The 24496-nt window shown below is 65.6% G+C and carries 25 protein-coding genes and 1 tRNA gene; 17 read left to right on the top strand and 9 right to left on the bottom strand.

The window, feature by feature from the left end:
- From sdhC to AADJ02_RS01490, 4 genes are all read right to left on the bottom strand, one after another.
- Positions 1-384 carry a succinate dehydrogenase, cytochrome b556 subunit gene (sdhC, locus tag AADJ02_RS01505; RefSeq protein WP_341211223.1) on the bottom strand — a complete coding sequence of 128 codons (384 nt, stop codon included), beginning with the start codon at positions 382-384 and terminating at the stop codon, positions 1-3.
- 268 nt (positions 385-652) lie between these two features.
- Entirely contained in the window at positions 653-856 is a 204-nt protein-coding gene (locus tag AADJ02_RS01500; protein ID WP_341211222.1) for a DUF1737 domain-containing protein, read from the bottom strand.
- Positions 853-1407: an NnrU family protein gene (locus AADJ02_RS01495; RefSeq protein WP_341211221.1), complete on the bottom strand. Its 555-nt coding sequence runs from the start codon at positions 1405-1407 to the stop codon at positions 853-855. The genes AADJ02_RS01500 and AADJ02_RS01495 overlap by 4 nt, the downstream gene beginning before the upstream one ends.
- Positions 1404-2258, bottom strand: a complete 855-nt coding sequence (locus tag AADJ02_RS01490; protein ID WP_341211220.1) for a CoA ester lyase — start codon at positions 2256-2258, stop codon at positions 1404-1406. Before AADJ02_RS01490 ends, AADJ02_RS01495 begins: the two co-directional genes overlap by 4 nt.
- 143 nt (positions 2259-2401) lie before the next feature.
- On the opposite strand from AADJ02_RS01490, the gene AADJ02_RS01485 reads away from it, so the two are divergent.
- From AADJ02_RS01485 to lpdA, 11 genes are all read left to right on the top strand, one after another.
- Positions 2402-2707, top strand: coding sequence for a hypothetical protein (locus AADJ02_RS01485; RefSeq protein ID WP_341211219.1), 306 nt, complete (start codon positions 2402-2404; stop codon positions 2705-2707).
- Between the two features lie 195 nt (positions 2708-2902).
- Complete coding sequence (locus AADJ02_RS01480; protein WP_341211218.1) at positions 2903-4153, top strand: PRC-barrel domain-containing protein; 1251 nt, start codon at positions 2903-2905, stop codon at positions 4151-4153.
- A gap of 157 nt (positions 4154-4310) precedes the next feature.
- Positions 4311-5273: a malate dehydrogenase gene (mdh, locus tag AADJ02_RS01475; protein WP_341211217.1), complete on the top strand. Its 963-nt coding sequence runs from the start codon at positions 4311-4313 to the stop codon at positions 5271-5273.
- A 229-nt stretch (positions 5274-5502) separates the two neighbouring features.
- Positions 5503-6696 (top strand): ADP-forming succinate--CoA ligase subunit beta, encoded by a 1194-nt coding sequence (gene sucC / locus AADJ02_RS01470; RefSeq protein WP_341211216.1) that lies wholly within the window; start codon positions 5503-5505, stop codon positions 6694-6696.
- Between the two features lie 5 nt (positions 6697-6701).
- Positions 6702-7583 carry a succinate--CoA ligase subunit alpha gene (gene sucD / locus AADJ02_RS01465; protein WP_341211215.1) on the top strand — a complete coding sequence of 294 codons (882 nt, stop codon included), beginning with the start codon at positions 6702-6704 and terminating at the stop codon, positions 7581-7583.
- A gap of 109 nt (positions 7584-7692) precedes the next feature.
- Positions 7693-10662: a 2-oxoglutarate dehydrogenase E1 component gene (locus tag AADJ02_RS01460; protein ID WP_341211214.1), complete on the top strand. Its 2970-nt coding sequence runs from the start codon at positions 7693-7695 to the stop codon at positions 10660-10662.
- Entirely contained in the window at positions 10659-11903 is a 1245-nt protein-coding gene (gene odhB / locus AADJ02_RS01455) for a 2-oxoglutarate dehydrogenase complex dihydrolipoyllysine-residue succinyltransferase (RefSeq protein ID WP_341211213.1), read from the top strand. Before AADJ02_RS01460 ends, odhB begins: the two co-directional genes overlap by 4 nt.
- 61 nt (positions 11904-11964) lie before the next feature.
- Positions 11965-12207, top strand: a complete 243-nt coding sequence (locus AADJ02_RS01450) for a hypothetical protein (protein ID WP_341211212.1) — start codon at positions 11965-11967, stop codon at positions 12205-12207.
- An 81-nt stretch (positions 12208-12288) separates the two neighbouring features.
- Positions 12289-12675 carry an MAPEG family protein gene (locus tag AADJ02_RS01445; RefSeq protein ID WP_341211211.1) on the top strand — a complete coding sequence of 129 codons (387 nt, stop codon included), beginning with the start codon at positions 12289-12291 and terminating at the stop codon, positions 12673-12675.
- Positions 12676-12694: 19 nt separating this feature from the next.
- Positions 12695-13105 (top strand): MAPEG family protein, encoded by a 411-nt coding sequence (locus AADJ02_RS01440; protein WP_341211210.1) that lies wholly within the window; start codon positions 12695-12697, stop codon positions 13103-13105.
- A 19-nt stretch (positions 13106-13124) separates the two neighbouring features.
- Positions 13125-14513, top strand: coding sequence for a dihydrolipoyl dehydrogenase (gene lpdA / locus AADJ02_RS01435; protein ID WP_341211209.1), 1389 nt, complete (start codon positions 13125-13127; stop codon positions 14511-14513).
- 74 nt (positions 14514-14587) lie between these two features.
- On the opposite strand, the gene AADJ02_RS01430 is transcribed toward lpdA, so the two are convergent.
- The 3 genes from AADJ02_RS01430 to AADJ02_RS01420 form a co-directional block, all read right to left on the bottom strand.
- Positions 14588-15469, bottom strand: a complete 882-nt coding sequence (locus AADJ02_RS01430) for a CAP domain-containing protein (protein WP_341211208.1) — start codon at positions 15467-15469, stop codon at positions 14588-14590.
- 329 nt (positions 15470-15798) lie between these two features.
- A tRNA-Ala gene (locus AADJ02_RS01425) sits at positions 15799-15874 on the bottom strand.
- Between the two features lie 110 nt (positions 15875-15984).
- On the bottom strand, positions 15985-16323 hold the full coding sequence (locus tag AADJ02_RS01420) for a TIGR02300 family protein (RefSeq protein ID WP_021693126.1): 339 nt from the start codon (positions 16321-16323) through the stop codon (positions 15985-15987).
- A 147-nt stretch (positions 16324-16470) separates the two neighbouring features.
- Here AADJ02_RS01420 and AADJ02_RS01415 point away from each other — a divergent pair, with 147 nt between their 5' ends.
- The 3 genes from AADJ02_RS01415 (at position 16471) to AADJ02_RS01405 (ending at position 18408) form a co-directional block, all read left to right on the top strand.
- Entirely contained in the window at positions 16471-17181 is a 711-nt protein-coding gene (locus AADJ02_RS01415) for a SprT family zinc-dependent metalloprotease (protein ID WP_341211207.1), read from the top strand.
- On the top strand, positions 17178-17837 hold the full coding sequence (locus AADJ02_RS01410; protein ID WP_341211206.1) for a GntR family transcriptional regulator: 660 nt from the start codon (positions 17178-17180) through the stop codon (positions 17835-17837). Before AADJ02_RS01415 ends, AADJ02_RS01410 begins: the two co-directional genes overlap by 4 nt.
- 94 nt (positions 17838-17931) lie before the next feature.
- Positions 17932-18408 carry a hypothetical protein gene (locus tag AADJ02_RS01405; RefSeq protein WP_341211205.1) on the top strand — a complete coding sequence of 159 codons (477 nt, stop codon included), beginning with the start codon at positions 17932-17934 and terminating at the stop codon, positions 18406-18408.
- Here AADJ02_RS01405 and ugpC read toward each other — a convergent pair.
- Together ugpC and AADJ02_RS01395 are read right to left on the bottom strand one after the other, a co-directional pair.
- Positions 18386-19495: a sn-glycerol-3-phosphate ABC transporter ATP-binding protein UgpC gene (gene ugpC, locus AADJ02_RS01400; protein WP_341211204.1), complete on the bottom strand. Its 1110-nt coding sequence runs from the start codon at positions 19493-19495 to the stop codon at positions 18386-18388. The two genes, AADJ02_RS01405 and ugpC, sit on opposite strands and share 23 nt — an antisense overlap.
- Positions 19480-20535, bottom strand: coding sequence for a substrate-binding domain-containing protein (locus tag AADJ02_RS01395; protein WP_341211203.1), 1056 nt, complete (start codon positions 20533-20535; stop codon positions 19480-19482). Before AADJ02_RS01395 ends, ugpC begins: the two co-directional genes overlap by 16 nt.
- A gap of 194 nt (positions 20536-20729) precedes the next feature.
- Here AADJ02_RS01395 and malE point away from each other — a divergent pair, with 194 nt between their 5' ends.
- The 3 genes from malE to malG all read left to right on the top strand — a co-directional run bounded on the left by malE (position 20730) and on the right by malG (position 24463).
- Positions 20730-21896, top strand: coding sequence for a maltose/maltodextrin ABC transporter substrate-binding protein MalE (gene malE, locus AADJ02_RS01390; protein WP_341211202.1), 1167 nt, complete (start codon positions 20730-20732; stop codon positions 21894-21896).
- Between the two features lie 135 nt (positions 21897-22031).
- The gene (gene malF / locus AADJ02_RS01385; RefSeq protein ID WP_341211201.1) at positions 22032-23576 is read left to right on the top strand and encodes a maltose ABC transporter permease MalF; all 1545 of its coding nucleotides are present in this window, start codon (positions 22032-22034) and stop codon (positions 23574-23576) included.
- The gene (gene malG / locus AADJ02_RS01380) at positions 23573-24463 is read left to right on the top strand and encodes a maltose ABC transporter permease MalG (protein ID WP_341211200.1); all 891 of its coding nucleotides are present in this window, start codon (positions 23573-23575) and stop codon (positions 24461-24463) included. Before malF ends, malG begins: the two co-directional genes overlap by 4 nt.
- The last annotated feature ends 33 nt before the right edge of the window (positions 24464-24496 follow it).

Genomic DNA, 24496 nt, shown 5'->3' with positions numbered 1-24496 from the left:
TCAGAGTACGACGACGGTGAAGATGGTCAGCAGGACCGAGACGATCAGGATGATCTGGCTGAGCAGTTCGGCCTTGTCGATCTCCAGCAGCATCACCTCGTCCCAGATCAGATGCCGGATACCCGCCAGCGTGTGATACCACAGGCCCAGGACCGAAAAGAACATCACCAGATCGCCGAACCAGCTGCGCAGAAAGCCGTCAGCCGTGGCAAAGCTCGCCGGTCCCGCCGCGGCTGCGGCGAACCACCAGACGATCAGCGCCGCCGACACGATCATGGCGTTGCCGGTGATCCGGGTCAGGATCGAGGTGATCGCGGTGATCGGCCATCTGTAGATCGTCATATGGGGCGAAAGCGGGCGGTTGCCCCGGTTCACGTCGGCCATGGCGTCGTCCTTATCTGGCGTGCGGGCCTGCGCATGGGCGGCCCCGGCTGGGTTATCCCTAGCGATTTTGGGCGGGCTGTCACCCGTGACGACAGCCCAAAGCGTGGAAAATTCACCGCAGAGGGCAAGAATCCGCTGGCCGTGATCACAGTGTTCGAAACTGTGATCACACGAATTGGCGGTGACTGAGCGGTCTGTTGGCCCGGCATGTTCGGGAACTAGGCGTGCGGATGTGCTTGCCCAGATCCTGCGACGATCCGCCTCTCGTTCAGAGCTGACCGAGCTTGAGGTCCGCCGAATAGGTGACATCTGCCTCCTTGGTGACGGCCTGCCCGCAGCGCATCACGCCGTTGGCGGAGTCGTAGGCATAGCTGGGCTCTCCATAAAGCTCCCAGCCCTTGGACAGCGCCTCGGTGACCTTGTGACAAAAGGCCGAGGTGTCATCTCCGGTGAGAAAACGGTAGATCTTCATGACATGGCTCCGAAAGGGTTGGGTCCGATCCAGCCATGCACCAGCCCGATCAGGATGAAAACCACCACCGCAATGATCGCGGCACGCAACTCCCGTGCCATGGTCGCGGGGGCCGTCGGGATCGGGGAAGGCTTGCGCGCATCGAGCAGCGCCATCTCCAGCACCGCCCAGCCCCCGATGCCACCGAACAACACCAGGGCCGACCATGACCCGTTGGCCAGCAGATGCGCCCCGGACCACAGCGACACCGCCAGAAGCTGCGGATGGCGCAGCGCCACGGCAAGACGCGTCCTCGCGCCCGATGCCGCAAAAAGATAGACCGCAATCAGCATCATCAGGTTATTGAGATGCCGCGTCCACGCAGCGGGTGTCCGGTGATACTCCGAGTCCCAGCCGAGATAGCCGAGGATCATCAGGAGCAGGCCGAGCAGCACCGCGACGGTGATCACCGGGCGCGACCGCTTTCCCAACCGGGCGTGCAGGCCGGGGGCGAGCTGGGGCATGAGATGCGCAGCACTCCATAGGCCGAGGCCCAGCACCAAGAGTATCATGACGTCACCTTCTTCCCCGTGATCCCAGCCTCGATGATCCGGGCCAGATCGAGCGTCGCCTGCGCGCTCTGTATATGCAACGCCTCGACGATCTCGCCATCGACCACCGCGACCCCCTGCCCTTGCGCCAGCACCGCTTCATGGGCCGCGATCTGGCGGCGGGCGAGGTCGATTTCCTCGGCACTCGGGGCAAAGACCCTGTTGGCGGCCCCGATCTGCGCGGGATGGATCAGGCTCTTGCCGTCAAAACCCATGTCGCGCCCCTGTTCGCACTCCGCCACGAGACGGGCCGTGTCGTCCAGAGCATTGCACACCCCGTCGATCGCCAGCACCCCACGCGCCCGCGCCGCGAGAAGCGTGCCCTGCAGCGCGGTCCAGAGCGGCATCCGGTCGGCACGGGCGCGCAGACCGATCTCGCGGGCCAGATCGTTGGTGCCCATGATGATCCCCGCAAGGCGGGGATGCGCGCAGATCTCGTTGGCCGCCAGCACGCCGCGCGCGGTCTCGATCATCGCCCAGAGCGGACGTGCGGTGCGCACCGCCACCGCGTCGAGATCGGCCGGGCCATCGACCTTGGGTACCACCACGCCATCGCAGTCCCATGCCTCCGATGCCGAGAGGTCCGCGTCGCCCCAAGGCGAGCCAAGGCCGTTGACCCGTACCAGCCGGGTCCTGCCCTGTGATCCGGCCTTAGCCAGCGCGGCCCCGAGGCTTTTGCGCGCGGCCTCCTTGGCGGCGGGGGCGACCGCATCTTCGAGATCATAGATCACCGCATCGCACGGCAGGCTGCGGGCCTTTTCCATGGCGCGGAGGTTCGAGGCGGGGACATACAAGACAGAGCGGAACGGCATGAACGGACCTTTGGCAGGGGGCGCGCCCGACAGTGCCGCGCGAAACGCGCGGGCGCAACGGTGGCCCCGTTAACGGCATCTTCGCCCCGTTTCGGCAATCTGCATCCAAGGCCCCAAGCCGATCCCTTTTCAAGGAGACCGCGATGACCCCGACCCGGATGATGTTGCTTGCGCTGCCGCTCTGTGCCCTGGCCCTGCCCGCCGCCTCGGCCCCGCGCTGCGGCGCGCATGACATGATCGTCACACAACTGGCCGAGCGCTACGGCGAAAGCCGTCAGGCCATCGCACTCGACGGCGCGAACCAAGTGATCGAAGTGTTCGCCTCCGACACCACCGGCAGCTGGACCCTTCTGGTGACCCGCGCCGATGGGCAAAGCTGCCTCTTGGCAGCGGGACAGGCTTTCGAAATGCTGGCCGAAGCCCTGCCATCGGTCGACCCGGAGGCCTGAACCGGGGATTTCGGCCAAATCCGGCCGGATTCGAGCCAATGGCTGCGCCGAAATCAGCCACCTCCGTTCAATGTCGAAAAATATCTTTCCAGCCATGCAACCCATGCGTGGACCGCGTGTTCTTCCGTCAGACACGGGCCAGTGATCCCCGAAAAGGGAAGCGGGGCCCGGTGAAGGACGAAAGGTTCTGGAACGATGAAACTTCTTCTTACATCCGCTGCGACCGCGCTCGTCATGGGCACGACCGCTTACGCCGAATCCCACACCATGGGCATGGGCGCATTCGAAGTTACCGCTGACGACTTTTACGCCTCCAACCTGATGGGGATGCGCATCTATGCCTCCGAGCAGGAACTCGGCACCAACGGTGACATGATCAACTTTGCCGACCAGGAATGGGACGACATCGGCGAGATCAACGACCTCGTGATCTCCGAGGACGGCTCGGTTCAGGCCGTGATTGTCGGCGTCGGCGGCTTCCTTGGAATTGGCGAAAAAGACGTCGCCATCACCATGGATCAGATCCGCACCTATGACGACGAAAACGGTGAGCGGTTCCTAGTGGTCAACTCGACTCAGGAAGCTCTCGAAGCCGCTCCTGGTTTCGAACGCGCGTCCGACGAAGGTGTCGCAATGAGCGACGGCGAAGCCGCCGAGCCGGGCATGGTCGAGCAGACCGGTGCCGCGGCGACCGCCGCCGCGACCGCGACGATGGCCGATGGTGAGGCCGAAGTCGAAGCCGAAGCCGGTGCCGAACCGGGCAGCCTGACCGCCGAAGTGTCGGACGAGGCCTCCGATCTGGCCGAGGACACGCAGCAGCTCGTCGACGGCGAGCCGAGCGACGAAGCCATGGACGAGCAGGAAGAGGCCGCTGAAGAGCTGGCCGAGGGCGAAGCCGAGGCTGCCGACGAGATGGCCGAAGGCGACACCGAGGACGCCGCCGAAGCCATGGCCGAAGGCCAGGAAGAGGCCGCCGAGGAGATGCAGGACGCCAACGAGGAAATGGCCGAGGGCGATGCCGCGATGACCGACACCGCAACGGCTCCGGCCGCCGGTGCGACCACCGCCGGCATGGTCGAGCGTGAAGGCTACACCACGACCGCCATTACCGATCTGAGCACCGATGAGATCACCGGTGCGACCGTTTACGGCGCCAATGACGAGAACATCGGCGAGATCGAGGACCTCGTGGCCTCCGACAGCGGCGAGATCACTCAGGCCGTGATCGGCGTCGGCGGTTTCCTCGGCATCGGCGAAAAGAAGGTCGCCGTGAACTTCGAGGACCTGCAGATCCTGAGCAACGAAGAAGGCTCGGACATCCGCGTCTACATCAGCGCGACCGAAGACGAGCTGAAGGCGCTGCCGAAGTACGAAGCTCCGGCCGAGGCGATGGAAACCGACGCCAACGTCGAAATGGAGACCGAGACCGCGCCCGCCGCGCAGTAACGGACCTCTCATCGACCACGCGGCCGCCCTTCGGGGCGGCCGTTTGCGTTTGCGCAAACATCGGGCGTCAGGGCTCTGAAGCCCGCCTCAGGCTTGCAAGAGGGTCTGGCACGGCTTAGGCAAAGCCTCGCAAAACCATTCTCGACAGGAGCCATTCATGGCCAGACCCAAGATCGCCCTCATCGGCGCCGGTCAGATCGGCGGCACGCTCGCCCATCTCGCCGCGATCAAGGAACTCGGCGATGTCGTGCTGTTCGACATTGCCGAAGGCACCCCCCAGGGCAAGGCGCTGGATATCGCCGAATCCGGTCCGGCCGAGGGCTTCGACGCCGCCCTCAAGGGCACCAACGACTACGCCGACATCGCCGGCGCCGACGTGTGCATCGTCACCGCCGGCGTGCCGCGCAAGCCCGGCATGAGCCGCGACGACCTTCTGGGCATCAACCTCAAGGTCATGAAGTCGGTCGGCGAGGGCATCGCCAAGCACGCGCCCAACGCCTTCGTCATCTGCATTACCAACCCGCTCGACGCGATGGTCTGGGCCCTGCGCGAATTCTCGGGCCTGCCACATGAGAAGGTCTGCGGCATGGCCGGCGTGCTCGACAGCGCCCGCTTCCGCCACTTCCTCAGCCTCGAGTTCGAGGTTTCGATGAAGGACGTCACCGCCTTCGTGCTCGGCGGCCACGGCGACACCATGGTGCCGCTGGCTCGTTACTCCACCGTCGGCGGCATCCCCCTGCCCGATCTGGTGCAGATGGGCTGGACCACGCAGGAAAAGCTCGACGCGATCATCCAGCGCACCCGTGACGGTGGCGCCGAGATCGTCGGCCTGCTGAAGACCGGCTCGGCCTTCTACGCCCCCGCCACCTCTGCCATCGAGATGGCCGAGGCCTATCTCAAGGACCAAAAGCGCGTCCTGCCCTGTGCCGCCTATGTCGACGGCGCGCTCGGCCTGAACGGCATGTATGTGGGCGTGCCCACCGTCATCGGCGCCGGCGGCGTCGAGAAGGTCATCGATATCAAGATGAACCGCGACGAGCAGGCAATGTTCGACAAGTCGGTCGAGGCGGTCCGTGGCCTCGTCGACGCCTGCAAGGGCATCGACTCCAGCCTCTCCTGATCCCAGACGGGAATTCGGCTTGAAGGGCGCCTCTCGGGGCGCCCTTTTTCGTTGCCGCTCGAATCGCCGCAGCGCGGCATTTCGCAGCAGGGCCGACATGCCTGTGATCACACTTTGAAATCGTGTGATCACATATGTCGGATTTCCGCCGACCTTCCTCCGAAACCTGTTCTTTCGCGCCTTGGCATGTGTTTGAAGGGGCCAAATCACGGCAACCGAGGACCGGTCCATGAACATCCACGAATACCAGGCCAAGGCCCTTCTGCGCAGCTATGGCGCCCCCGTTTCCGACGGGCGTCCGGTGATGCGCGCGGAAGAGGCAAAGACCGCGGCTGGCGAACTCGACGGCCCGCTTTGGGTGGTCAAGGCGCAGATCCACGCAGGCGGCCGCGGCAAGGGCAGCTTCAAGGAAGCCGACGCCGGCGAAAAGGGCGGCGTGCGCCTGGCCCGTTCCGTCGAAGAGGCGGCCGAAGAGGCCAAGAAGATGCTCGGCCGCACGCTGGTCACGCACCAGACCGGCCCGGCGGGCAAGCAGGTCAACCGCATCTACATCGAGGACGGCTCGGAGATCGAGACCGAGCTTTACCTCGCGCTGCTGGTCGACCGCGCCACCTCGCGCATCTCCTTCGTCTGCTCGACCGAAGGCGGCATGGACATCGAGGAGGTCGCCGCCTCCACGCCCGAGAAGATCCTGTCCTTCTCGGTCGATCCGGCCACCGGCTACCAGCCGTTCCACGGCCGCCGCATCGCCTTCTCGCTCGGCCTCAAGGTCCAGCAGGTCAAGCAATGCGTCAAGCTGATGGACAATCTCTACCGTCTCTTCACGGAGAAGGACATGGAGATGCTGGAGATCAACCCGCTGATCGTCACCGACAAGGGTGACCTGAAGTGCCTCGACGCAAAGATGGGCTTCGACGGCAACGCGATCTACCGCCATGACGACATCGCCGCCCTGCGCGACGAGACCGAGGAGGACAGCAAGGAGCTGGCCGCCTCGAAGTACGACCTGAACTACATCGCGCTCGACGGTGAGATCGGCTGCATGGTGAACGGCGCTGGCCTCGCCATGGCGACGATGGACATCATCAAGCTGAAGGGCGCCGAGCCCGCCAACTTCCTCGACGTGGGCGGCGGCGCGACCAAGGAGAAGGTCACCGAGGCCTTCAAGATCATCACCTCCGACCAGAACGTCAAAGGCATCCTGGTCAACATCTTCGGCGGCATCATGCGCTGCGACGTCATCGCCGAAGGCGTGATTGCGGCCGTGAAAGAGGTCGGCCTGAAGGTGCCGCTGGTCGTGCGTCTCGAAGGGACGAACGTCGATCAGGGCAAGGAGATCATCAACAATTCCGGTCTCGACGTGATCGCGGCGGACAACCTGTCCGACGCCGCCGAGAAGATCGTCAAAGCGGTGAAGGGATAACAGCAATGGCGATTCTCGTCGACGAAAACACCAAGGTCATCTGCCAGGGTCTCACCGGCAGCCAAGGCACCTTCCACACCGAGCAGGCCATCGCTTACGGCACCAAGATGGTCGGCGGCGTGACCCCCGGCAAAGGCGGTCAGACGCATCTCGACCTGCCCGTGTTCGATAGCGTGCACGAAGCCAAGGCCCGCACCGGAGCCAACGCGAGCGTCATCTACGTGCCGCCGCCCTTCGCCGCGGACTCCATCATGGAGGCGATCGACGCCGAGATGGAGCTGGTGATCTGCATCACCGAAGGCATCCCGGTGCTCGACATGATGAAGGTCAAGCGCGCCCTCATCAATTCCAAGACCCGTCTGATCGGGCCGAACTGCCCCGGTGTCATCACCCCCGACGCCTGCAAGATCGGCATCATGCCCGGCCACATCCACAAGCGTGGCTCGGTCGGCGTCGTGTCGCGTTCGGGCACGCTGACCTACGAGGCGGTCAAGCAGACTTCGGATTCGGGCCTCGGCCAGTCCACCGCCGTCGGCATCGGCGGCGACCCGGTCAAGGGCTCGGAGCACATCGATATCCTCGAGATGTTCCTCGCCGACCCCGAGACCCAGTCGATCATCATGATCGGCGAGATCGGCGGCACCGCCGAAGAAGAAGCGGCGCAGTTCCTTGCCGACGAGAAGAAGGCCGGGCGCTGGAAGCCCACCGCCGGCTTCATCGCCGGGCGCACCGCCCCTCCGGGCCGTCGCATGGGCCACGCGGGCGCGATCGTCTCGGGCGGTCAGGGCGACGCGGAGAGCAAGATCGAGGCGATGAAGCGCGCCGGGATCGTGGTCGCCGACAGCCCTGCCTCGCTCGGCGAAGCCGTGCTCAAGGCGATCGGCTGAGACCCTTCGGGAGGGGACGTTCGCGCCCCCTCCCCCTGACATCCGCGCCGCGCGCCCTATCTGGGCCCGGCGCCTCCGTTTTTTTGCCCCGAGGATCGAGGATCCTGCCATGACCGAGCAAAGCCCCAACGACGTGTTCCACGCCTCTTCCTTCCTGCAGGGCGCGAACGCCGATTACATCGAGCAGCTTCACGCGCGCTATGCCGAGAATCCGTCGAGCGTCGACGAGACCTGGCAGGAGTTCTTTCGCAGCCTCGGTGACGCCGGCTCGGACGCCCGCGCCGAGGCGGCGGGCCCCTCCTGGGGGCGCAGCGACTGGCCGATGCAGCCCAACGACGACCTGACGGCGGCGCTCGACGGCCAATGGGCCGCCCCGGCCGAGGCCAAGGGCGCGCGCGACAAGATCGCCGCCAAGGCCGCCGAAAAGGGCGTGGGCCTGTCCGAGCAGCAGCTGCGTGCCGCCGTGCTCGACAGCATCCGCGCGCTGATGATCATCCGCGCCTACCGGATCCGCGGCCATCTTGCCGCCGATCTCGATCCGCTGGGCCTGCGTGAGGACAACCCGCACCCTGAGCTGGACCCCGCGAACTACGGCTTCACCAAGGCCGACATGGACCGGCCGATCTTCATCGACAACGTGCTCGGCCTCGAGATCGCGACGATGAACCAGATCATCGCGCTGGTGAAGCGCACCTACTGCGGCACCTTCGCGCTACAGTACATGCACATCTCGGACCCTGAGCAGTCGGCCTGGCTCAAGGAGCGGATCGAGGGCTATGGCAAGGAGATCCAGTTCACCAAGGAAGGCCGCAAGGCGATCCTGAACAAGCTGGTCGAGGCCGAAGGCTTCGAGAAATTCCTGCACGTCAAGTACATGGGCACCAAGCGCTTCGGCCTCGACGGTGGCGAAGCCTTGATCCCGGCGATGGAGCAGATCATCAAGCGTGGCGGCAGCCTCGGCGTGAAGGACATCGTGGTCGGCATGCCGCACCGCGGCCGTCTCTCGGTGCTCGCCAACGTGATGCAGAAGCCTTACCGCGCGATCTTCCACGAGTTTCAGGGCGGCAGCTTCAAGCCTGAGGAAGTCGACGGATCGGGCGACGTGAAGTACCACCTGGGCGCTTCGTCGGACCGCGAGTTCGACGGCAACAAGGTGCACCTGTCGCTGACCGCGAACCCCTCCCACCTCGAAGCGGTGAACCCGGTCGTGCTGGGCAAGGTGCGTGCCAAGCAGAGCCAGCTCGGCGACACCGACCGCACCCAGGTGCTGCCGATTCTGCTGCATGGCGACGCGGCCTTCGCGGGTCAGGGCGTCGTGGCCGAGGGCTTTGGCCTGTCAGGCCTGACGGGCCATCGCACCGGCGGCACCATGCACATCGTGGTGAACAACCAGATCGGCTTCACCACCGCGCCGCACTTCTCGCGTTCCTCGCCCTACCCCACCGACATCGCGCTGATGGTCGAGGCACCGATCTTCCACGTGAACGGTGACGACCCCGAGGCCGTAGTGCATGCCGCCAAGGTGGCGATCGAGTTCCGCCAGAAGTTCCACAAGGACGTCGTCATCGACATCTTCTGCTACCGCCGGTTCGGTCACAACGAGGGCGACGAGCCCATGTTCACCAACCCGGTCATGTACAAGAAGATCAAGACCCAGAAGACCACGCTCACGCTCTACACCGAACGGCTCGTCAAGGACGGGCTGATCCCCGAGGGCGAGATCGAGGACATGAAGGCGCAGTTTCAGGCGATGCTGAGCGAGGAGTTCGAGGCCGGCAAGACTTACCGCCCGAACAAGGCCGACTGGCTCGACGGACGCTGGAGCCACCTCGACCGGCGCGACCACGAGAGCTACCAGCGCGGTCAGACCGCGATCGACGAAAAGACCATGACCGAGATCGGCCGCTCGCTCACCCGCGCGCCCGAAGGCTTTCCGCTGCATCGCACCATCAGCCGCCTGCTCGAGGCCAAGGGCCAGATGTTCGAAACCGGTCAGGGCTTCGATTGGGCTACGGCCGAGGCGCTGGCATTCGGCTCGCTGCTGACCGAAGGCTATCCGGTGCGGCTGTCTGGACAGGACAGCACCCGTGGCACCTTCTCCCAGCGCCACTCGGCCTTCATCAACCAGGAGAACGAGGACCGCTACTACCCGCTCAACAACATCCGTGAGGGGCAGGCGCGCTATGAGGCCATCGACTCGATGCTCTCGGAGTATGCGGTGCTGGGCTTCGAGTATGGCTATACCCTGGCCGAGCCCAACGCGCTGGTGATGTGGGAAGCGCAGTTCGGTGACTTTGCCAACGGCGCACAGATCATGTTCGACCAGTTCATCTCGTCCGGCGAAAGCAAATGGCTGCGCATGTCGGGTCTCGTGATGCTCTTGCCGCATGGCTACGAGGGTCAGGGCCCCGAGCACTCCTCGGCGCGCCTCGAGCGATTCCTGCAGATGTGCGGTCAGGACAACTGGATCGTCGCCAATTGCTCGACCCCGGCGAACTACTTCCACATCCTGCGCCGCCAACTGCACCGCTCGTTCCGCAAGCCGCTGGTGCTGATGACGCCCAAGTCGCTGCTGCGCCACAAGATGGCGATCTCGGATGCCGAGGACTTCACCACCGGCTCGTCCTTCCACCGCGTTCTGTGGGATGACGCCGAGAAGGGGCATTCGGAGACGCAGCTGAAGCCGGATTCGGAGATCAAGCGCGTCGTCATGTGTTCGGGCAAGGTCTATTACGACCTGCTCGAGGAGCGCGACGCGCGCGGGTTGGATGATGTCTACCTGATGCGGATCGAGCAGTTCTATCCCTTCCCGGCGCTGTCGCTGGTGAAGGAGCTGGAGCGGTTCAAAGGGGCCGAGATGGTCTGGTGCCAGGAAGAGCCCAAGAACCAGGGTGCCTGGAGCTTCATCGAGCCCAACATCGAATGGGTGCTGAGCCGGATCGACGCCGCGCACAAGCGCCCCCAATACGTCGGCCGCCACGCGAGCGCCTCGCCCGCGACCGGCCTCGCCAGCCAGCACAAGGCCCAACAGCAAGCGCTGGTGAACGAAGCGCTGAGCATCGAAGGAAACCGAGAATGAGCACCGAAGTCCGCGTCCCCACCCTTGGCGAAAGCGTCACCGAGGCGACCGTCGCCACCTGGTTCAAGAAGCCGGGCGACGCCGTCGCGGTGGACGAGATGCTGTGCGAGCTCGAGACCGACAAGGTCACGGTCGAGGTCCCCTCGCCCGTCGCAGGCACCCTGTCCGAGATCGTGGCGGCCGAAGGCGACACCGTCGGTGTCGACGCGCTTCTGGCGCAGGTGAGCGAGGGCGACGCCCCCGCCAAATCCGCCCCCGAGGCCCCGGCCGAGGACGGCCCCAAGGAGCAGCAGAAGGCCACCGACGTCTCCGGCGATCCGAAAGGCGAGCCCGCCGAGAAGGGCGAGGCCAAGGGCGACACCGAAGACGCCCCCTCGGCCAAGAAGCTGATGGCCGAGAACGACCTGAAGTCCGGCGACGTGCAGGGATCGGGCAAGGATGGCCGGGTCATGAAGGAAGACGTGCTGAAAGCGCTCAACGCGCCCAAAGCCGCCGAGACCTCCAAGCCCGCGGCGCGCGGCCCGGTCTCCTCGTCGGATGCCGACCGCGAGGAGCGGGTCAAGATGACCCGCCTGCGCCAGACCATCGCCCGCCGCCTGAAAGAGGCGCAGAACACCGCCGCGATGCTGACCACCTACAACGAGGTGGACATGACTGCGGTCATGGAGCTGCGCAACGAGTACAAGGGCCTGTTCGAAAAGAAGCACAGCGTGAAGCTCGGCTTCATGTCCTTCTTCACCAAGGCCTGCGTGCACGCGCTGCGCGAAGTGCCTGACGTCAACGCCGAGATCGACGGCGACCACGTGGTCTACAAGAACTACGTGCACATGGGCATCGCGGTGGGCACCCCCACCGGCCTCGTCGTGCCGGTGATCCGCAACGCCGACCAGATGGGCTTTGCCGAGATCGAGAAGTCGATCTCCGAGATGGGCCTCAAGGCGCGTGACGGCAAACTGTCGATGGCCGACATGCAGGGCGGCTCCTTCACCATCTCCAACGGCGGCGTCTATGGCTCGCTGATGTCCTCGCCGATCCTGAACCCGCCGCAGTCGGGTATCTTGGGCATGCACAAGATCCAGGACCGGCCGATGGCGATCAACGGCAAGGTCGAGATCCGCCCGATGATGTATCTGGCGCTGAGCTACGACCACCGCATCGTCGACGGCAAGGGCGCCGTGACCTTCCTCGTGCGCGTCAAGGAAGCGCTCGAGGATCCGCGTCGCCTGTTGATGGATCTCTGAACCCTGCGCGGGGCCGGGCGTTGAGCCCGGCCCCCGTTCATAATCCGAAAGGCCCTGTGCCATGCAGATGCTCTGTCAGATCGATACCCCCGATTACGCCTCGTGGAAGACCGCCTTTGACGACGACTTCGAAGAGCGGATGCAGGCGGGGCTGAGCCAGCTGCAGATCTGGCGCGATGCCGATCATGGCTCCACCGTGCTGGTGCTGTTCAAGGTCAATGACCGCAAGCGGGCCGAGGCTTGGATTTCCAAGGAACAGGGTTTTGGCGGCGCCATGACCTGCACCTTTCTCGAGACCGCCTGATGCTCCTGCCCCTTCTGAACCACGCGGCGTGCCCCCCCGTGCTATGCTCCGTGCGTGGGTATCGGTTCAGGGAGGTTCACCATGTCCAGCGAACTGGGAATTCTGGCGCTTTATGGGCTGTTGGTGATGGTCATCACCGTGGTGCAGGTGCTGAGCGCGCTCGGGCAGGTCGGACTGAAGACACTGGCACGGCCGCGCGACGACATGCCCCGGCTGACCGGCGTGGCCGGGCGGCTGGAGCGCTGTCTGGCCAACTCGGTCGTGGCGATGGCACTCTTCGCGCCCGCCGTGCTGATCCTTGTGCTGCTCGAGAAGACCGGCGGTGGCACGCTGCTGGCCGCTCAGGTCTTCCTGATCGCGCGGCTGGCCTATGCGGTGCTCTACCCTGCGGGCACGCCTTGGGCGCGCACCGGTGTCTGGGCCTTGGGCTTTCTCGCCACGCTGTATCTCTACATCGCGGCGTTCTGAGCTTTGAGGGCCTTTGCTGATGGCCCCCGAGCTTCAAGCGCTGGCCTATGCGGGGCTGCTGCAGGCCGCACAGTTCGGCTGGCTCTCGGTGCGCGCCAACATTGAGCTGGGCTTTGCCAAGACGCTGTCGCCGCGCGATCCACAGCGGCTTGGCGGTCGGCTCGAGGAGCTTGCCAGCCCGCGCACGGGGCGGCTCTACCGCGCGCTGAACAACCATTTCGAGGGGCTGATCCTGTTCACTCTCGCGGTCGTGGTGCTGATCCTCGGCGACAAGACCACGGCGCTCTCGGGCTTTTTCGCCTGGACCTATCTCGCGGCGCGCATCCTTTACGTGCCCGCCTATTATTTCGGGCTTCGGCCCTGGCGATCGCTGATCTGGCTGGTGGGGTTCTGCGCCACCATCGCGATGATCGGCCTCGCCCTCGTCTGACACCCCACAGGAGTTTTCCATGGCATCCTACGATCTCATCGTCATCGGCGCCGGCCCCGGCGGCTATGTCTGCGCCATCAAGGCGGCCCAGCTCGGCCTCAAGACCGCGGTGGTCGAAGGGCGCGAGACGCTGGGCGGCACCTGCCTCAACGTGGGCTGCATCCCCTCCAAAGCGCTGCTGCACGCCACCCACGCGCTGCACGAGGCCGAGCACAACTTCGCCAAGATGGGCCTGAAGGCCGAGACGCCGACGGTGGATTGGGAGCAGATGCTCGCCTACAAGCGCGACAGCGTCGGTCAGAACACCGGCGGCATCGAATTCCTGTTCAAGAAGAACAAGATCGACTGGCTCAAGGGCTGGGGCTCGATCCCCGAGGCGGGCAAGGTCAAGGTCGGCGACGAGACCCACGAGGCCAAGCACATCGTCATCGCGTCCGGCTCCGTCCCCTCCTCGATCCCCAACGTCGAGGTCGACAACGAGATCGTCGTCGATTCCACCGGCGCGCTGGAGCTGGGCCGCATCCCCGAGAAGATGGTGGTGATCGGTGCCGGCGTCATCGGGCTCGAGCTGGGCTCGGTCTATCGCCGCCTCGGTACGGAGGTGACCGTGGTCGAGTATCTCGACGCGATCACCCCCGGCATGGACGCCGAGGTCGCGCGCAATTTCCAGAAGATCCTCACCAAGCAGGGTCTGAAGTTCGTGCTGGGTTCGGCCGTGCAGGGCGTCTCGGTCGAGGGCGATCAGGCCACTGTGACCTGGAAGAGCCGCAAGGACGATAGCGAAGAGAGCCTCACCGCCGATTGCGTGCTCGTGGCGACGGGCCGCAAACCCTATGTGAAGGGCCTCGGCCTCGAAGATTTGGGTGTCGAGATGACCGATCGCGGCCAGATCAAGATCGACGACCACTTCAAGACCAGCGTCGACGGCGTCTATGCCATCGGTGATGCGGTGCCCGGCCTGATGCTGGCGCACAAGGCCGAGGACGAGGGCGTGGCTATCGCCGAGATCCTCGCGGGCCAGAAGGGCCACGTGAACTACGAGGTGATCCCGGGCGTGGTCTACACCCACCCCGAGGTGGCGACCGTCGGCAAGACCGAGGAGCAGCTCAAGGAAGCGGGCCACGCCTACAAGGTCGGCAAGTTCCCCTTCTTGGGCAACGCCCGCGCCAAGGCCAACCACTCAGCCGAGGGCTTCGTGAAGATCCTCGCCGACAAGGAGACCGACCGGATCCTCGGCGCGCATATCATCGGCCCGATGGCGGGCGACCTCATTCACGAGGTCTGCGTGGCGATGGAGTTCGGCGCGGCCGCCGAGGATCTGGCCCGCACCTGCCATGCGCATCCGACCTATTCCGAGGCCGTGCGCGAAGCGGCTCTGGCCTTGGGCGACGGTGCGATCCACGCCTGATCGCGACCACCGCGAAACGAGAAACGGCCGCCCCGAGGGCGGCCGTTTGCAATTCCAAAAGGGGTGTTCCCGGCTCAGGCGAACCAGTCCTCGACAGACAGGGTGGTTACGGTGAAGCTGGCCCAGTCGCTCACCTCCTGCCCGTCGAAGGCCCGCACCTCGAGTTCGGTTTCACCACTTCTGCCATTGTGTCGCACCCGGATCATGTCGAGATCATCGGCGTCTATCCGAGCCGGGCTGTCGGCATCGATGCGGCCTTTGCCTTTGAACAGAAAGTTGTCGCGCCCCTCGGTGTCACGCAGCTCATACCATACGATGGCATCGCCCTCGGCATCCTTGACGGTCAGATGCTTGTCGAGCCGGGTGGTGTAGCCGCCCCTGACTTTGGCGAGCGTGATGTCGTCCACCTCAAGACTGGGTGCTGTGTTAGCCGTCGGGAGGTCGGGGAGGCTGGTGGGGGGAGACGGGGGCGTAGAGGGCGTGGTGGTCTCGTTGCCGGTGTCGAGGTCGACCTGACCGCCAGTGGCGGCAAAATTCTGGGTGACCATGACCGCGTCCCAGCCCTTGAAGTCACCTCTCTCGATGCCGATGCCGACATATTCGAAGTTCGGGTTCAGGATGTTGGCCCGGTGGCCGGGGCTGTTCATCAGCGAATCGTGCAAGTTGGCTACATCGTCTCTGAGACCGGACGCGCCTCGTTCGGATTGCCAGGCGATGTTCTCACCCGAGGCCCAGCGGCCGGAAAAGTCGAAGTCGGCATCCCGCATCCGGTCGGTCGCGCTCGCTCCCCCCTGCCCGGTGTGGGAGAAACGATCGGATTGCAGCATCCAGCTGCTGTGATCCTCGCTCGACTCGTTGAGATTGAGTTCGAGCTGGACCGGATCAAGCCCTGCCGCTTTCCGCTCTTCGTTGATCAGGTCGAGCATCTGGCGCTCGAGGTCGTTCGCGATGGACATGAAGGCTCTCATCCTTGGTCGGTTCAATGTCGTGATGACTGCCCTACGAAGGGTTCTGTCAGGAACGAAGCTCCGATGCCGCGATGCGGCGCGAAAGGCGGTATTGCGCCATGGCGCGGCGTTTCGCTTGGCCGAACTCTGCCGAACAAGTGGCACTTAGCCGAAAGGGAAGCAGGGCGCGGAATTGTACTGCCGCCCTGGGGCGAGCGGTTCGCCATGACCCACGCGATTCCCCCCTCACAGAGCGGGCATCGGATGCGATGACGACGGCCATGGAAAGTGCCATGCCCGTGCGAATGAAACGATCCGGAATGTCGGTAGAGAGGTGATGGTGGAGCCTAGGGGGATCGAACCCCTGACCTCTTGCATGCCATGCAAGCGCTCTCCCAGCTGAGCTAAGGCCCCATCATGTTCGGCGTTTCCGCCGTGTCGGTCAGCGTCGCTGTCCGTGTGCCGCTCTCTAAGGGTGGGGCCGGGCGGGTGCAAGCGGAAAACACGCGCCCGGGCCGAATTTCTCAGTCGTCGTCGTTGGCCGGAACATCGGCCAGTTCGTCGAGCGAGACCTCGTCGCTGTCGTCATCGTCGTCGTCGAGAACGTCGTCGCCGAGATCGACATCGTCGTCCTCTTCGTCGTCGCTGTCGTCGAGCAGCAGCTCCTCGTCATCCTCGGAGGATTTTTTCATCTTCTTGGTCTGCGCGTCCTCGGCATCCGCCACCATGGTGCGGTGCTTGCCGGTGTCGAGCGTGACGACCTGGCCCGTGTAGGGGCTGACGATCGGGTTTGCGTTGAGGTCGTAAAAGCGCTTGCCCGTGGTCGGGCAGATGCGCTTGGTTCCCCATTCTTCCTTCGGCATGGGCTGTCCTTCCAGTTCCGTGCGGCGGTGATCGGCAGGCGCGCTGGCCCGGGCGCGAACGCGCCTCGGCCTTGCGGCGGATCGCGCTCCCCTGCCATAAGCCGGGCAGGGTGTCAAAGCCTTTGGCCTCTGGGGAGTGGACGGGATATGGGTGAACATGTGCTTCCGGGCAACCCGCCCCTGACGGTGGCGCTGCGACGCTCGGACCGGGCACGGCGGATCACGCTGCGCGTGTCGCACCGCGACGGGCGGGTGACGCTCACATTGCCCAAGCGCACGCCCGAGCGCGAGGCGCTGGCGTTCTTGCGTGAACGCGAGGCTTGGGTGCGCGGCCATCTCGACCGGGTGGCCCCGCCGCGCGAGGTGCGGCTCGGCGGCTCCCTGCCCTATCTGGGCCGCGAGATCGCGTTGCGCCCCGCCCCGGTGCGCGGCCCGAAGCTCGAGGGTGACACCCTGTTCGTCCCCGACGACGCCGCGCGCGCCCCGGCCCGTGCGATGGCCTTTCTCAAGGCCCGCGCCCGAGACAGCCTTTCGTCCGCCGTGGATCGCCATGCCGCCACGCTGGGCCGGCCCGTGGGGCGGCTGACGTTTCGCGACACGCGCTCGCGCTGGGGCTCGTGCAGTTCCAAGGGCGACATCATGCTGTCATGGCGGCTTATGATGGCGCCGCCCGAAATCGGCGACTATGTCGCCGCCCACGAGGTCGCGCATCTGGCCGAGATGAACCATTCCGCCGCCTTCTGGGCGGTTTGCGCGCGGCTCTATCCCGATCACCGCAGCGCGCGCGACTGGCTTCGCGCCCATGGCGATGCGCTGCAGCGGATCGATTTCGCCGCCCCCGCAGAGGTTACCGCATGATCCCGACCACGGCCAGTCCGCGCACGCCGGATCCCACGGGGGCCGCACATGACCGGGTCTACCGAGCCCTGCGCACCCGGATCATGCATGGCGAAATGGAGCCGGGAGAGTCGCTGACCCTGCGCGGCATCGGCAAGCTTTTCGGCGTGTCGATGACGCCCGCGCGCGAATCGGTGCGGCGGCTGGTGGCCGAGGGCGCGCTGTCGCTGTCCTCCTCGGGACGCGTCGCCACGCCCGCGCTGACCAACGAGCGGATCGAGGAGCTGGCCTCCTTGCGCGCCATGCTGGAGCCGGAGCTGGCCTCGCGGGCCCTGCCGCGCGCGCATTTCGCACTGATCGACCGGCTTGAGGCGATCAACGCGGGTGTCAGCCAGATGGTCGCGCGGCAGGACGCCTCGGGCTACATCCGCATGAACCTCGAATTTCATCGTACGCTCTATCTGCGGGCCCAGTCGCCCGCGATCCTTGCCATGACCGAGACGGTGTGGCTGCAGCTCGGTCCAACCATGCGCGCGCTTTACGGGCGGCTGAGACGCACCGATCCGCCCTATCACCACAAGCTGATCCTCGCGGCGCTGCGCGCGGGCGACGAGCCGGGGCTGCGGCTGGCGGTGCGCACCGATGTGACCCAAGGACTGCGGCTGCTGAAAGGGTGATTGACATATCCGACATTTATTGTCAGGAATTGGGGCAGCCACGACGGCCCTGCCCGTCGCAAGCCGGATGCGTTCAGGACCATCGAGGCCCGCCATGCCCCGCGACTTTCCCCAAGATTTCCCTTCGGATGATTCCCGCCGCCGCGCGCCGATCGGTGGCGCGCCCGTGGGGCGCATCGACGACCTCGGCCCCATAGAGGCCCGCGCCGTGCGCCTGCTGCGTCTGTGGTGCGATAGCGGCACGGAGGCCGTAGCGGCGCGGCTGACGCCCGATCTCGACCCGGCCCCCGCCCATGCCGCCGCCCATGCGCTCGACGCTCTGGCGCGGCTGTGCGGGGCCATGGGGCGCAGGCCGCTGATGCGTCACGCCGCGGACTGCGCCTGCCTAGGGGCCGACGAGGCGTGGTTCGCGCGGCTGATCGGCCATGGGGCCGAAGCCGCACGCGAAGAAGCGATGATGCTCGCCATGGCGTTTCTGCGCGCCGAGGCGGCGGGTGAGGCAGCCCATCTGGCCGAGGCGCTGGGCCTCGGCCTGCGTCGTGCCGGGATCAGAGGGCGGCGGCTTCACTAAGGGCGGGCGCGCGTTCGATCCGCGCGCCGGTCTCGATATCGAACAGGCACAGCCCCTCCCGCGCCACCGCGAGATCAACGTGGTCGGTCGCGTCCTCCGCGATGCGGCCAGGCAGGCGGGCGGTGATGGTCTTGCCGCCCAGCACGAAGTTCACATAGGCCTCGGCGCCGGTGTTCTCGATCATCTTGGGTGCCACGACGAGGTCGGGCGTGCCGCTGGCCCGGCTCAGATGCTCGGGCCGGATGCCGAGCGTCACCCGCGCGGGCAGGTCGGACGCACGCCAGCCCGCCCCCATGGCAAGCGGCGTGCCGTCGATGTCGAGCCCGGTCTCGGTGACGCGGGCGGGCACGAGGTTCATCGGCGGCGAGCCCATGAAATCGGCCACGAAGGTGTTGGCCGGGGTGTCGTAGATCTGCTGCGGCGTGCCGATCTGCTGCACCACGCCTCCCTTGAGCACGACGATCCGCGTGGCCAGCGTCATCGCCTCGATCTGGTCGTGGGTGACGTAGACGATGCTGGCGTGCGTGGTCTTATGGATGCGCTTGATCTCGGCGCGCATCTCGACGCGCAGCTTGGCGTCGAGGTTCGACAGCGGCTCGTCGAAGAGAAACAGCTTGGGATCGCGCACCAGCGCCCGGCCCATGGCGACGCGCTGGCGCTGGCCACCTGAAAGCTGTGAAGGCTTGCGGTCGAGCAGGTGATCGATCTGCAAAAGCTTCGCCACCTCTTCGATCTTGCGCTGCGCCTGCGCCTTGGGGACGCGGCGGACCTTCATGCCGAAGCCGATGTTCTCGCCCACGTTCATCGTCGGGTAGAGCGCGTAGGACTGGAACACCATGGCGATGTCACGGTCCTTGGGCGGCTCGTGGGTCACGTCGCGCCCTCCGATCTCCAGCACCCCACCCGATATCTCTTCGAGCCCGGCGATGCAGTTCAGCAGCGTGGACTTGCCGCAGCCCGAGGGGCCGACGAGGACCAGAAACTCGCCCGGTTTCATGTCGATATCGATCGAATGCAGCACCTCGACGCCGCCATAGCTCTTCTTGAGCCCTTGGGCGCGCAGCGCGCTGGTCATGTTGTCTGCCATGGTGTTTCCTCTCCCTTCGGGACGGGCCCGGACGAGGCGCGAACGATCAGCCCGGCCCGAATGACGGTTTGCAGGCGCGCGGGCGGCGCACCGTTGAGATGGTCGATGAGCATCTGCGCGAGCGGCGCGCAGGCGTCTCGCATCGGCGCATGGGTGACGGTCAGGGCCGGGGTGAAATGGGCAGGACGGATATTGGGCAGCGCGTCGTCATGCGCCGCTACCGACAAATCGCCCGGCACCGAGAGACCGAGGTCGCGGGCCGCGCGCAGCACGCCTGCCGCGACCGGCGTGGTGGCGCAGAGGATCGCCGTGGGGCGCGGCCCTGCCCGCCCCGAAAGCCACGACAGCGCCAGCGTGTAGCCGGTGTTCTCGGTGGGCGGACCGTCCGCCACGAAACCTTGTGGCACCGGCCCCGCCTGCGCCGCCATGGCGGCGTGGAATCCCGCCGCGCGCTCGGCGGCGAAGGCAAAGCGCGCCTCGCCGTTGATCAGCGCGATGCGCCTGTGGCCGAGCGTGGTCAGAAGCGCGATCGCGTCGGCGCTCACCGCCGCGTTGTCGATGCCGTAAAAGGCATAGTCGGGCGCGTCATGCGCCTGCCCGTGCATCACGAAGGGCACGCCCCGCTCGGCAAGAAAGCCGGGCCGTGGATCGCCCGGCACCGGCGCGTTGAGCACGAAGCCGTCGAGCAGGTCGCGCTCCAACATCCGCTTGTAGGGGGCCACCGGATCGTCGCCCTGATCGACCGAAAGCACGAGGTCGAGGTCGCGCGCCGACAGTTCGGCGGTCAGCGAGGTCACCACGTCGAAGAAGGTCTGGTCGGCCGACATGTCGGCGCGCAGCTTGACGATCATGCCGACGACGCCCGAACGCCCTGTGGCCAGACGTTGCGCCGAGCGGTTGGGCCGGTAGCCCAGCCGCGCAGCCGCCGCCTGCACGCGGGCGCGGGTCTTGGCCCCGACCTCGGGAAAGCCATTGAGCGCCCGGCTGACCGTGGCGACCGAGAGGCCGAGTTCGACCGAGATGTCCTTGAGAGTCGCCATGTCGCGACCCCTCCCCTGGTCGTTCAAAGCGCTTGCAGCAGGAATGTAGGCGCGGAACGCATGGCATTGCAACGAAAACCGATATGCCCCAACAGGCTTTTTAAAACGTTTTGAGAAGGGGGGCGGCTTTGCTATCGTGCCGCGAATCGCGCCGTTCGGAGGAGCCGGCGGCGAGACGTATCTGGGAGGATGACATGACCAAGACCAAGACCCTCGGCGCCGTGGCGCTGTTGATGCTGTCGGCCGCACCGGCGCTGGCCTTCGAGGATGGCAAGCTGCTGATCTGGACCGGTGACAACCGCGCCCCCGACGCGCTGCGCGAGATCGGCAAGACCTTCGAAGAGGAGTTCGGCGTGCCGGTCGAGGTGGCCGTGGTCGAGCCGCTGCCCGAGAAGTTCCAGCAGGCCGCGGCCACCGGCGACGGCCCGGACATCGTGATGCATGCGCATGACCGCCTCGGCGAATGGGCCACGGGCGGCATCATCTCCCCCGTGACCCCCGGCGCGGGTTTTGCCGATGGCATCCTGCCCGCCGCCATGGAGGCCGTGACCTTCGACGGCGCCACATGGGGCTACCCTGTCGCGGTCGAGGCGGTGCACCTGATCTACAACAAGAAGTTCGTGGACACCCCGCCCGCCGATTTCTCCGAGGTCGCGGCGATGGAGCTGCCCGAGGGCGTGGCGCCGATCCTTTGGGACTACAACAACACCTACTTCACCTTCCCGCTGCTCGCGGCCAACGGCGGCTTTGCCTTTCAGAAGGTCGATGGCTCCTATGTCGGCGCGACCTCGGGCGTGAACACCGAAGGCGCAGTCGAGGGGGCCGAGGTTCTGGCCTCGCTCATCAACGACGGCGTGATGCCCAAGGGCGTCGATTACGGCGTGATGGAGGGGGCGATGAACAATGGCGAGGTCGCCATGGTCATCAACGGGCCCTGGGCCTGGGGCAATCTCGACAGCTCCGGCATCGATTTCGGCGTGGCGCCGCTGCCCAAGGTCGATGGCGAACTGGCGCCGCCCTTCCTTGGCGTACAGGCGCTGGCGCTCAACGCCGCCTCGCCCAATCTCGACCTCGCGCAAGAGTTCATCGAGAGCTACCTGCTCACCGACGAGGGCCTCGCCGCCTGGAACGAGAGCGGCGCGCTGGGTGCGTTGGCCGATACCTCGGCCGCCGAGGCGCAGGATGACGAACGGGTGAGCGCGATGCTCGACGTCGCCAAGGACGGCATCCCGATGCCGTCGAACCCCGAGATGGGCGCCTTCTGGGCCGCGATGCAGCCGGCGCTGACCAACATCACCAACGGCGCGCAGGAGCCGCAGGCCGCGCTCGACGACGCCGCTGCTCGCATCAAGGGCGAATAAGCCCAGCGTTCAGCTAAGCGTGCCGGGGCGGTGACACCGTCCCGGCCAAGGCCTTCATGCGGCCCCCGCCCCTGCCGCCGCCGGGGGACCTCGGGGTGAGCCAGACGCGGCGCGGCTCCGAGGGAGACCACTGACATGACCACAGCCGACATGGGCCTCGGCCCGACCGAGACCCATACGGATGCCCGACCATTGCTGCGCCTCGCCATCGTCGCCGTGATCGGCATGGCGATGCTCTACGGTGCCTTCTTTCTCTACCAGATCGCCCAGCCGCTGTTCGGCGCAATCCTTTTGGCCGTGGCCACGGGCTTTGTGATCATCTTCGGGGCCAACCGCTTCTATGGCGCGCGCTTCATCTTTCCGGGCGTTGCAGCGGTTCTGGTGTTCATCGCCTTTCCCGTCGCCTACACGATCTGGCTCGGCTTCACGAACTACTCCTCCTTCAACCTGCTTTCCTACGAGCGCACGATCGAGGTGCTGACCTCGCGCGGCACGGTGGATCCCGCGACTGAACAGCCTTTCGCCGTCACCCGCGACGGCGAAGCCTACCGGATCTGGCTACCCGAGAGCGGACTGCTGTCGGACCCCGTCACCCTCACCGCCGAGGAAGAAGCGGTGGCGCTGACACCTGGCGAAGCGCCCGAAGAACTCCTGACACCGCGCGACGCCATCGCTCTACGCGGCGGGCTTCAAAGCCTGACGCTCACCACTCCCGAGGATGTAGCGCTGCGCAATGCGGGCCTCAGGACCTTTGCCAGCGTCACCCCCGATTTCGTGCGCACCGGCGACGATACGTTGACCCGCAGCGCCGACGGCCTCACGCTCACCGCGAACCAGGACACCGGATTTTTCGAAACGCCCGAGGGTGAGGCGGTGCCGCCGGGCTGGCGCGTGGGCATCGGCTTCGACAACTTCGAGCGGATCTTCGAATCCAAGGGCGTGCGCGGCCCGATGCTGTCGATCTTCCTGTGGACCTTTGCCTTTGCGGGCCTGTCGGTGCTGGGCGTGTTCACGATCGGGCTGCTGCTCGCGGTGATCCTCCAGTGGGAGCATCTGCGCTTTAAGACGCTCTACCGGATCCTGCTAATCCTGCCCTACGCGGTGCCGGGCTTCATCTCGATCCTCGTGTTCCGAGGGTTGTTCAACCAGAACTTCGGCGAGATCAACCTGATCCTGAACGCGCTCTTCGGTCTGCGCCCCTCGTGGTTCACCGATGGCAACCTCGCCCGCGTGATGATCCTCTTCGTCAACATCTGGCTCGGCTATCCCTACATGATGCTGCTGGCGATGGGCTTCCTGCAGTCCGTGCCGCAGGACCACAAGAAGGCCGCCGCCCTTGAGGGCGCGTCGTCGTTGCGGGTGTTCTTCACCATCACCCTGCCGCAGATCCTGCCGCCGTTCCTGCCGCTGCTGATCGCGGCCTTTGCCTTCAACTTCAACAACCTCGTACTGATCCTGCTGCTCACGCGCGGCGGCCCCGACATCCCCGGCACGGTGATCCCGGCAGGCGAGACCGATATCCTCGCCTCCTTCACCTACCGCCTCGCCTTCCAAGATTCGGGCCAGCAGTTCGGTCTCGCGGGCGCGATCACGCTGCTGATCTTCCTCGTCGTTGCCGCCATCTCCTATGCCAACTTCGTGGCCATGCGCCGCGCCGCCAACAAGAGGTCCGGCCAATGATCGTCGAACGCCCGCGCGACCTGAGGATCAAGAAGATCGCGGCTCATGGCTTCATGCTGCTGTTCTTGATGCTGATCCTGTTCCCGTTCTTCATGATCGTCTCGATCAGCTTTCGGGAAGGCAACTTCGCCACCGGATCGCTCTGGCCCGAGAACCCGACGCTGGAGCATTGGTACCTCGCCTTTGGCCTCGACTACACGCGCGCCGATGGCACGGTGGTCTCGCCCCCCTACCCGGTGCTCTTGTGGATGTGGAATTCGATCAAGATCGGACTCATCGCCTCGGTCGGCGTGCTGGCGCTTTCGACCATCTCCGCATACGCCTTCAGCCGAATTAGAATCCGCGGCAAACAGGGGATGCTCGATGGGCTGTTCCTGATCCAGATGTTCCCGACCACCCTCGCCCTCGTCGCGATCTTCGCGATCTTCGACGCGCTGGGTGAGGTGACGCCTGCCTTGGGCATCAACAGTCACGCAGCACTGATCCTCGTCTATCTCAGCCAGATCACCCTGCACATCTGGACCATCAAGGGCTATTTCGACAGCGTCGATACCGCGCTCGACAAGGCCGCCGAGATCGACGGCGCCTCGCCGTGGCAGACCTTCCGCTACATCTTCCTGCCACTGGCGGTGCCGATCATGGCTGTGGTCTTCGTGCTGACCTTCATTGGCGTAATCAACGACTATCCGATCGCTTCGGTGCTGATCCGTTCGGAGAGCCAAATGACCCTTGCGGTGGGCTCGCGGCTCTACCTCAATGAGTTCAAATATCTCTGGGGCGATTTCGCCGCCGCCGCGATCCTGTCGGGCCTGCCGATCACCGTAGTGTTCCTGATCGCGCAACGCTACCTCGTCTCGGGCCTGTCGGACGGTGCCGTGAAGGGGTGAGCCATCCAGCCCGGAAAAGCAAAACTCAGCGGG

The sequence above is a fragment of the uncultured Limimaricola sp. genome, assembly GCF_964022235.1.
Taxonomy (GTDB): domain Bacteria; phylum Pseudomonadota; class Alphaproteobacteria; order Rhodobacterales; family Rhodobacteraceae; genus Limimaricola.
This window is presented reverse-complemented; position numbering and strand designations above follow the sequence as displayed.

Coding starts and splice junctions, on each gene's coding strand:
- sdhC (WP_341211223.1), bottom strand. CDS start 384: ATGGCCGACGTGAACCGGGGCAACCGCCCGCTTTCGCCCCATATGACG.
- AADJ02_RS01500 (WP_341211222.1), bottom strand. CDS start 856: ATGAAGATCTACCGTTTTCTCACCGGAGATGACACCTCGGCCTTTTGT.
- AADJ02_RS01495 (WP_341211221.1), bottom strand. CDS start 1,407: ATGATACTCTTGGTGCTGGGCCTCGGCCTATGGAGTGCTGCGCATCTC.
- AADJ02_RS01490 (WP_341211220.1), bottom strand. CDS start 2,258: ATGCCGTTCCGCTCTGTCTTGTATGTCCCCGCCTCGAACCTCCGCGCC.
- AADJ02_RS01485 (WP_341211219.1), top strand. CDS start 2,402: ATGACCCCGACCCGGATGATGTTGCTTGCGCTGCCGCTCTGTGCCCTG.
- AADJ02_RS01480 (WP_341211218.1), top strand. CDS start 2,903: ATGAAACTTCTTCTTACATCCGCTGCGACCGCGCTCGTCATGGGCACG.
- mdh (WP_341211217.1), top strand. CDS start 4,311: ATGGCCAGACCCAAGATCGCCCTCATCGGCGCCGGTCAGATCGGCGGC.
- sucC (WP_341211216.1), top strand. CDS start 5,503: ATGAACATCCACGAATACCAGGCCAAGGCCCTTCTGCGCAGCTATGGC.
- sucD (WP_341211215.1), top strand. CDS start 6,702: ATGGCGATTCTCGTCGACGAAAACACCAAGGTCATCTGCCAGGGTCTC.
- AADJ02_RS01460 (WP_341211214.1), top strand. CDS start 7,693: ATGACCGAGCAAAGCCCCAACGACGTGTTCCACGCCTCTTCCTTCCTG.
- odhB (WP_341211213.1), top strand. CDS start 10,659: ATGAGCACCGAAGTCCGCGTCCCCACCCTTGGCGAAAGCGTCACCGAG.
- AADJ02_RS01450 (WP_341211212.1), top strand. CDS start 11,965: ATGCAGATGCTCTGTCAGATCGATACCCCCGATTACGCCTCGTGGAAG.
- AADJ02_RS01445 (WP_341211211.1), top strand. CDS start 12,289: ATGTCCAGCGAACTGGGAATTCTGGCGCTTTATGGGCTGTTGGTGATG.
- AADJ02_RS01440 (WP_341211210.1), top strand. CDS start 12,695: ATGGCCCCCGAGCTTCAAGCGCTGGCCTATGCGGGGCTGCTGCAGGCC.
- lpdA (WP_341211209.1), top strand. CDS start 13,125: ATGGCATCCTACGATCTCATCGTCATCGGCGCCGGCCCCGGCGGCTAT.
- AADJ02_RS01430 (WP_341211208.1), bottom strand. CDS start 15,469: ATGTCCATCGCGAACGACCTCGAGCGCCAGATGCTCGACCTGATCAAC.
- AADJ02_RS01420 (WP_021693126.1), bottom strand. CDS start 16,323: ATGCCGAAGGAAGAATGGGGAACCAAGCGCATCTGCCCGACCACGGGC.
- AADJ02_RS01415 (WP_341211207.1), top strand. CDS start 16,471: ATGGGTGAACATGTGCTTCCGGGCAACCCGCCCCTGACGGTGGCGCTG.
- AADJ02_RS01410 (WP_341211206.1), top strand. CDS start 17,178: ATGATCCCGACCACGGCCAGTCCGCGCACGCCGGATCCCACGGGGGCC.
- AADJ02_RS01405 (WP_341211205.1), top strand. CDS start 17,932: ATGCCCCGCGACTTTCCCCAAGATTTCCCTTCGGATGATTCCCGCCGC.
- ugpC (WP_341211204.1), bottom strand. CDS start 19,495: ATGGCAGACAACATGACCAGCGCGCTGCGCGCCCAAGGGCTCAAGAAG.
- AADJ02_RS01395 (WP_341211203.1), bottom strand. CDS start 20,535: ATGGCGACTCTCAAGGACATCTCGGTCGAACTCGGCCTCTCGGTCGCC.
- malE (WP_341211202.1), top strand. CDS start 20,730: ATGACCAAGACCAAGACCCTCGGCGCCGTGGCGCTGTTGATGCTGTCG.
- malF (WP_341211201.1), top strand. CDS start 22,032: ATGACCACAGCCGACATGGGCCTCGGCCCGACCGAGACCCATACGGAT.
- malG (WP_341211200.1), top strand. CDS start 23,573: ATGATCGTCGAACGCCCGCGCGACCTGAGGATCAAGAAGATCGCGGCT.